Raw genomic sequence first — 7,508 nt, 5'->3', positions numbered from 1 at the left:
CCCGTGGGGGTGTTTCCTTCCGGACCACGCTGAGGAGTGAGGGAAGCAGGTCTTCCCCACGCCCGTGGGGGTGTTTCTTTCCAAGAGAGGGTGAACACGATGTGTGCGGAATCTTCCCCACGCCCGTGGGGGTGTTTCTACTCACGAATACGGCGACCTTTTCGGTAACCAGTCTTCCCCACGCCCGTGGGGGTGTTTCTCAAGCTGGGTTTGGCTACTTTACTGCCGAACTGTCTTCCCCACGCCCGTGGGGGTGTTTCCGCTTGGAGGGACTGTACCGCGGAATTGGCCGTGTCTTCCCCACGCCCGTGGGGGTGTTTCTTTAAAAGGGGCAGGCAGCAAAAGGGCCGCCTGGTCTTCCCCACGCCCGTGGGGGTGTTTCTTCTTCCAGAGAAGCCGAAGCGGGACATACCAAGTCTTCCCCACGCCCGTGGGGGTGTTTCTCCATGCTTCTATCAGGGCATTTCTTGTTCTTGGTCTTCCCCACGCCCGTGGGGGTGTTTCTCAGATTTGTCCCTTCCCTTTCATTCTCTTCCTGTCTTCCCCACGCCCGTGGGGGTGTTTCCCTGTCCGCGTCGTCAGCGTGCAGCCCGGCGCGGTCTTCCCCACGCCCGTGGGGGTGTTTCTGAGGGTATCTTCATAAGCTCCTGTATCTTGTCGTCTTCCCCACGCCCGTGGGGGTGTTTCTTCGTTGGAGGGTCGCCGACGCGAAAGCCGCCGGTCTTCCCCACGCCCGTGGGGGTGTTTCTGCCTCCCGGGTGATACTTTCCAGCACTCTACCGTCTTCCCCACGCCCGTGGGGGTGTTTCTACATGGGGGCGGTCTCCCCCGTTTCGCGGGTGGTCTTCCCCACGCCCGTGGGGGTGTTTCCTGGTCTGCCACAGCGCGTTCACGGGCTCTTTCGTCTTCCCCACGCCCGTGGGGGTGTTTCTGCCGCCGTCCCGCTGCATGTCGTGCCGGTGAAGTCTTCCCCACGCCCGTGGGGGTGTTTCCCATCCGCCTTATGCGAAGGTGCAAAGGCTCTGGTCTTCCCCACGCCCGTGGGGGGGGTGACGGACATTGTGTCCGTAAGCAGATGAGTCAGGCAGGGGAGAACTGTGGAGGCGTGAAGGCGGTTTCCGCACGATGCCGCCGCATCAGGCCGACAGCGTGCGCCGAGCAAGCAGGCCAACGCGAAAAGCGGGCGGGAAGGCGTGCCGAAAGGTACGAAAAAGCCCTCGCGGGCTTTTCCGCAAGGGCTTGTTTTCTCTGGTGGGCCATCAGGGACTCGAACCCCGAACCAACTGATTAAGAGTCAGCTGCTCTACCAATTGAGCTAATGACCCGTTCGACAGGAAAGAGAGATACGCTTCCTCCCGCAGGAGGTCAAGTCTTTTTTGCGGCCTCCCGCAAAAAACTTCTGCCATGACCGTTCCGCGTCCGACGGGACGTGGGCCGGCGCGCAAAACGGATCAGGCCTGTCCGGTGTCCGGCAGGGCGGGTGCGTCCCGCTGCTGCTTGCCGGGTCGTTGCGGCAGCGGCGCGAACAGCGCGCGCCACGCCTCGGCGGCAACCTTGCCGCTGGCCGTCGCCTGCCATTTTTTCAGCGCATTGCCCAGCAGGATCTGTCGCTTGCGGTGATCCCTGATCAGTCGCGCCACGCCTGTACACCAGGCGTCCGGCGTATTGTCGAGCAGGATGCCGTTGATGCCGTCATCAATATACCGAGCATACGGATCGCAGCGGGAAGCCACGGACACGATGCCGCACGCCGTATAGTGCCAGAATTTTATGGGAGATTTGCAGGAAGAGAACAAGCTGTCGTCCAGCGGCAGCAGGCCGATGCCGTTATCGATGCCGGCAAGCAGTTCGGAAAACTCCTCTTCGCCGCATGCCGGGAAACAGCGCAGGCGGTCCGAGGGGAACTGAAAATTGTGCGCGACATTGCCGATGACGACACATTGCAGAAAATCGAACATTTTCAACAGGGTGTACATGACGGGCACGACGCCGTCCACCAGTGTTGCGTCACTGGAGGCGAGCACAAGGGTACACTGGCTGCTGTAATGCCGCTGCCGGGGATCGGGCAGGGGCATCGTCGGCATGATCACATTGGGGATGATATGCACGGCATCCGTATGCCGCTCGAGCTCCTTCTTCAGCATGGGCGTGGTGCAGGTCACCCTGTCCGCCAGCGCCAGCGTGCTTTTCATGAATGCGCGCTCGGCGGGCGGTATGGTGTGCAGGCTCCATTGAGGCAGGTGCAGCAGCAGGTCGTCCGTATCGTAGACCACGGGGATCTCCCTTTGCCGTGCCGCCTTGAGGAACTCGAATTCCAGCATGTTGATCTCCCGGTGGGCGATGACGACATCCGCCCAGTCCAGCAGGGAGAGGGGGCAGGCAGCCGCATGGATGACGGAAAGTTTGCCGGGATGCTCGGCCAGGAAGGCCTCCAGCGGCCGTATGAGGCGCAGGCGGGTCAGCACACTGTCAGGCTTGGGCGAAAGCACGAGGATATGCTGTGGCGTCGTCGTCTGGTAGGTCGTTCGCCGCCAGGCCTCCCGCGAGGCCATGATCACATGCTGGAAGGTATGGTCCTGCGGATCAAGCTCCTGCCGCAGCGAACGCTTCCCCCAGGCGGCAAGTGAAGGGTAGACGTCGAATTCCGGCACAAGGACGTTATAGCGGCGCTCGATGCCGAAGCCGGCCTCCAGAAAAAGATCCCGCAGCGTGCGCCAGGAAAAGAAACGCAGATGCGTCGCATCGAGGATGCCGTATTTCTGGTAGTCCCACATGCCGTCCGCCAGCATGGCGCGTATGCCGACATGGGTGATGTTCGGCACGGAAGCCAGAATGACCCCGTCATCCTTCAAAAACCTGCCGAGGGAAACGAGCATGGCCTTGGGATCGACAAGATGCTCAAGCACGTCGCCGAGGATGATCGCATCAAAGGTCTGCCGCAGCTCTTCCGGGGCTGTCGCGCAGAAGTCCTCCACCGTACCGGCAAAGAAGTCATCCACCCGGCCGCGCCGGAGCGCCTCATCGGAAAAGGGCTCGACGCCGTAGACGTATACCCCGTTATCCCGCAGGGCCGCGCTGAAGTAGCCGTTGCTGCATCCGACCTCCAGGACCCTGGGCCGGAGGATGCCCTTGCGTGAGCAATGTTCCCGCAGAAAAAGGAAGGTCTGGGTATGAGAGTTGTTCTTGATGGCGAAATTTATCTTGCCGTGATAGTCTTTATAGGCCTGGGACAGCATGCCGCATCCTTTTTCCTGCATGTTCATGGGCTCCGCCCTCCGTCCCCCGCCAGACGGGCAGGGGGGCCGGAAGCCCGAGCCTGCCGGGCGAGTGTCCGCGCGCCGGTCGGAACATCCGTCTATTCCCCGCTGCTGACGGTCAGCTCGCCATCACGGGCCTCCGCCACTTCAAAGCGGCATATGCCGGAAGTGCGGCTGGCCACCACCTGCCGCAGCGCGGGGATCCCCATGCGGAGCAGCTTGCGGAGATCGTCGACGCCCCCGCTGACCACCATTTCCGTCCGCCAGGTCTGCCGTCCCGGACGGCCGTCCTTCAGGCGGCGGGCCGTCAGCACGAGCCGGGCATGGTAACGGGTCTGCACGCTCCATTCGGTCCTTTCCACGCGCACGGTAAAGGCCCTGCCGTGATAAAAGACCGTCTGGTAGTCGGGGTAGGTCCATTGCCGCAAGACGGTCGTCGGTTCGTCCATGCCGTAGCGCAACAGAACCTCCTGCGCGGCTTCCTTGCGCGAGGCGGCGACAGGCATGCCCTGTGCGTCCAGCGCCGGCGTCACAAGGGAGCAGACCTCACGAAACAACAGATCGTCCTCCCCCACCTCCAGCGCCGGATCCGGGGCAAGAAAGCAGCTCCCCGCTGCCTCCCCCTCACGCAGGGAGTCGATGGCCACATCATAGGTGACGGCGCAGCCGCCCAGCACAAGGCAGAGCAGGGCCGCCATGACATGCAGGCTGACGACGGATACGATCCTCATGCCCGTTTCTAGCCCGAATGCGCTATGGGCACAAGTCATCACGCGCCGTCCAGGCGCATAAAAAATGCCGTGCGCTGTCGTTGGTCAGCCCTTGCGGGCATGACGGGCAGGCGCACGGCGCGGCGCTCAATGCCTGACGAAGGGCGTCAGATGGTCACGATGTCATAGACGCCGCGGCCCATGCCCAGCTCCCGCATGTATGTGAGCTGGCGCAGCCCGCCGCGGCTTTCGATACGCTCCACAAGGTCGCGGCGCTGGGCTTCCGGCAGGGCATAGACCATATCCACGGAGGCCTGATCCACGGCCAGCAGATCCGTGGAGGCCAGGATGCCGATGTCCGGCGCGGTGGCCGGCGCGGCGCCCGTGCCCGCGCAGTCGCAATCCACCGAAAGATTGCGCAGCACATTGATGTAGGCCATACGCGGGCCAAAGTGATCCGTGATGGCCTTGCCGCCTTCCACCATGCGTTCCATGAAGCGGGGCCCGCCTGCCCAGAGCTGCGAGCCTTCGCGATGCAGCTGCTCCTTCCCGACCTTGCCCGAGGCGCAGCCGATGGCGATATTCTTGAGCGAGCCGCCAAAACCGCCCATGGTATGTCCCTTGAAATGCGTCAGCACCAGCAGGGAATCATAGTCCAGCAGATGCCTGCCCACGGCAAGCTCCCTGATCCATCGGCCGCCGCTGACGGGCAGCCGGGCGTCGCCCTCGGCGTCCATGATGTCCACGGGGCAGAAGTCCCAGCCGTTGCGGCGCAGGGTCTCGCGATGGCCCTCCGTGGTCTGGCGGGGGCTGGGGTAGAGCACGTTGCACTCCACGATGGTGGGCTGGGGCACGCGCGGCAAAAGCGCCTTCACCCAGTCGCGCGGCAGGATGTTGGGGCCTCCGGGTTCGCCGGTATGCAGCTTGACGGCGACCTTGCCGCTCAGCGCGGCGGCCACGCGCTCGTAGATGCGGCTCAGACCCTCGGCGCTGAGATCCCGGGTGAAGAAGACCGTGGCCCTGTCTTCGGCGGCCGCGGCCGCGGCGGGCATGAGGCCTCCCGCCATGCAGGCCCCCAGCGTCAGCCCGCCGGCCTTGAGAAAGTGACGACGCGTCATATCAGCAGCGGACATGGCAACCTCCCTGATTCTGAAACGATGCCAAAACAATGCCTTTTCTTTTTTTATGCACGATATTCAGGAAAAAAACAGTACCGTTCCTTGCATTTTTTTGCCTGATCCTCTCATGCGAGCCATTTCCGTTTGCAACGCTTTGTGTTTCAAACCATAGGACCATATGGCCTGTCGTTTCGCGAAAAAACGCGGATTCCCGCCTGGTTTGGCCGGGCGGCGCCATGCCCCGGCCCGCGTTGCGCCCTTTTCAATGGCAAAATGCTCTGTCGCCAGGCGGCATCTGCCGCACGGAACGGCACAGTCCCCCGTGCGCCGTCACGGACAACCGCCGGGCCTGGCCTCAAAACCGGAAATCCCGCTCGCCATGCGCGATGCGGCCAAGATAGTCGCTGGCGCGGGCCCGGACCTTGTCGCCGGGGATGCGGTCCAGCTCCCGCTCGATACAGGCCAGCCCGAGCTCGCGCGTGGCGGGGGAGGCATAGTCCTCCAGATATTCCCGCAGGGTCAGCAGGGCATTGGGATGGCAGCAGTTGAGGATCTGCCGGCTCTTGCACAGGGCCATGAAACGGTCGCCCGTGCGGCCCTCCCGGTAGCAGGCCGTACAGAAACTGGGGATGTGCCCCTGTTCCATGAGCCAGCGCACCACCTCGTCAAGGCTGCGCTGGTCGCTCACATCGAATTGCGCGGAATTCTCCTCCGGCGTCTCCGGCGAATCATAGCCGCCCACGCTGGTCCGTGACGCGCCGCTGATCTGCGATATGCCCAGCGGCAACACCATCTCCCGCACGGCCTGACTTTCGCGCGTGGAGACGATCATGCCCGTGTAGGGCACGGCCACCCGGATGCAGGCGCAGATACGGGCAAAGGTCGCGTCTTCGATGCCGTTGTCGAACATGCCGGGGTCGATGTCGTCCGCCCGCTTGATGCGCGGCACGCTGATGGTATGCGGGCCCACCCCCCAGGCCGCCTCAAGATGCTCGGCGTGCATGAGCAGGGCCGCGAATTCGTAGCGGTAGCCCTCCAGCCCGAAGAGCACGCCCAGCCCCACATCGTCTATGCCGCCCTGCATGGCGCGATCCATGGCCTCGGTGTGCCAGGCATAGTCATGCTTCGGCCCCACGGGATGCAGTTTTTCATAACTCTGCCTGTGGTAGGTCTCCTGAAAGAGGATGTAGGTGCCGATGCCGGCCTTGTGGAGCAGGGCATATTCCTCCACCGTGGTTGCCGCGATGTTGACGTTGACCCGCCTGATGGCTCCGTTCCTGTGCCGGATGCCGTAAATGGTCTCGATGCACTCCAGGATGTACTCGATGGGATTCATGGACGGATGCTCGCCCGCTTCCAGCGCGATCCGCTTGTGCCCCATGTCCTGCAGGGCGATGACTTCGCGGGCCACCTCCTCCTGTGTCAGCTTTTTTCGGGCAATGTGCCTGTTTTGGGCGTGATAGGGGCAGTAGACGCAACTGTTGATGCAGTAGTTGGAAAGGTAGAGCGGGGCGAACATCACGATGCGGTTGCCGTAAAAATCAAGCTTGATCTGCCGCGCCAGCCGATAAAGGGCCTCCGTCTTTTCCGGCAGCTCGCAGGCCAGCAGCACCGACGCCTCCCGGTGATCAAGCCCCTTGCGCTCGGCGGCCCGGGCAAGGATCTCGTCCAGCAGGGCCGCGTCCCGCGCGTGTTCCCGCGCATACTGTACCGTGGCCATGACTTCCGCATGGTCAATGAATTCCTCCGCTCGTGGCGAGCGTACATCGTACATGGCAAGCCTCCCGGCCGGTATGTCGTTTACCGCGCCTGCGCCACATGCCCCGTTACGGGCCGCCGCACGCCGGCGGGCGAAGGGCAGGGCGGACGCGCCGCGGCAATGCGCATTTTCCGTTTGCAACGCTTGGCGTTTCAAACCATACGGCCTGACGTTTTGCGGAAAAAAAGCGGTTTTCCGCCTGGTGTTGGCCGGGCGGCACTACGCCGCCGCTCGCTGTTTGCCTTTGAGAAAGGCAAACGACTTATGCCCCGGCGGCGAAAGTCTGCCCATGACGGGCCTTTTTTGCAAGCCGGAGAAAAACAAAAAAGCCCTTGCAGCGGTCTGCAAGGGCAAAAATTGGAGCGGGAGACGGGATTTGAACCCGCGACTTCAACCTTGGCAAGGTTGCACTCTACCACTGAGTTACTCCCGCGCGGGGCACGGCACAGGCCGTTATGTCCTAGGACCGCTCAGAGTCCCCGGAAAAGCACTTGGAGCGGGAAACGGGATTTGAACCCGCAACCTTCAGCTTGGGAAGCTGACACTCTACCGTTGAGTTATTCCCGCCAGCAAGGGGATGAAAGATCTGGAGCGGGAGACGGGATTTGAACCCGCGACTTCAACCTTGGCAAGGTTGCACTCTACCACTGAGTTACTCCCGCAG

The 7,508-nt window shown here is 62.8% G+C and carries 4 protein-coding genes, 4 tRNA genes and 1 CRISPR repeat array; all 8 genes read right to left on the bottom strand.

What is annotated here, in order from left to right; genetic code table 11:
• Positions 1-49: 49 nt before the first annotated feature.
• Positions 50-1,053: a CRISPR direct-repeat array (repeat unit 28 nt; unit sequence GTCTTCCCCACGCCCGTGGGGGTGTTTC).
• A gap of 196 nt (positions 1,054-1,249) precedes the next feature.
• A tRNA-Lys gene (locus tag Q0J54_RS11740) sits at positions 1,250-1,325 on the bottom strand.
• A 126-nt stretch (positions 1,326-1,451) separates the two neighbouring features.
• On the bottom strand, positions 1,452-3,236 hold the full coding sequence (locus tag Q0J54_RS11735; protein ID WP_296305921.1) for a methyltransferase domain-containing protein: 1,785 nt from the start codon (positions 3,234-3,236) through the stop codon (positions 1,452-1,454).
• Between the two features lie 119 nt (positions 3,237-3,355).
• Entirely contained in the window at positions 3,356-3,988 is a 633-nt protein-coding gene (locus Q0J54_RS11730) for a hypothetical protein (RefSeq protein WP_296305919.1), read from the bottom strand.
• Positions 3,989-4,134: 146 nt separating this feature from the next.
• Positions 4,135-5,100: a DUF362 domain-containing protein gene (locus Q0J54_RS11725; protein WP_296305917.1), complete on the bottom strand. Its 966-nt coding sequence runs from the start codon at positions 5,098-5,100 to the stop codon at positions 4,135-4,137.
• A 340-nt stretch (positions 5,101-5,440) separates the two neighbouring features.
• The gene (hydG, locus tag Q0J54_RS11720) at positions 5,441-6,859 is read right to left on the bottom strand and encodes a [FeFe] hydrogenase H-cluster radical SAM maturase HydG (protein ID WP_296305916.1); all 1,419 of its coding nucleotides are present in this window, start codon (positions 6,857-6,859) and stop codon (positions 5,441-5,443) included.
• Positions 6,860-7,202: 343 nt separating this feature from the next.
• A tRNA-Gly gene (locus Q0J54_RS11715) sits at positions 7,203-7,277 on the bottom strand.
• Positions 7,278-7,336: 59 nt separating this feature from the next.
• Positions 7,337-7,411 (bottom strand) — tRNA-Gly (locus Q0J54_RS11710).
• Between the two features lie 20 nt (positions 7,412-7,431).
• Positions 7,432-7,506 (bottom strand) — tRNA-Gly (locus Q0J54_RS11705).
• Positions 7,507-7,508 lie beyond the last annotated feature (2 nt).

This window comes from uncultured Desulfovibrio sp. (genome assembly GCF_944324935.1).
Classification (GTDB): Bacteria; Desulfobacterota; Desulfovibrionia; order Desulfovibrionales; family Desulfovibrionaceae; genus Desulfovibrio.
The sequence above is the reverse complement of the archived record's forward strand: the minus strand, read 5'-3'. Positions and strand labels throughout refer to the sequence as shown.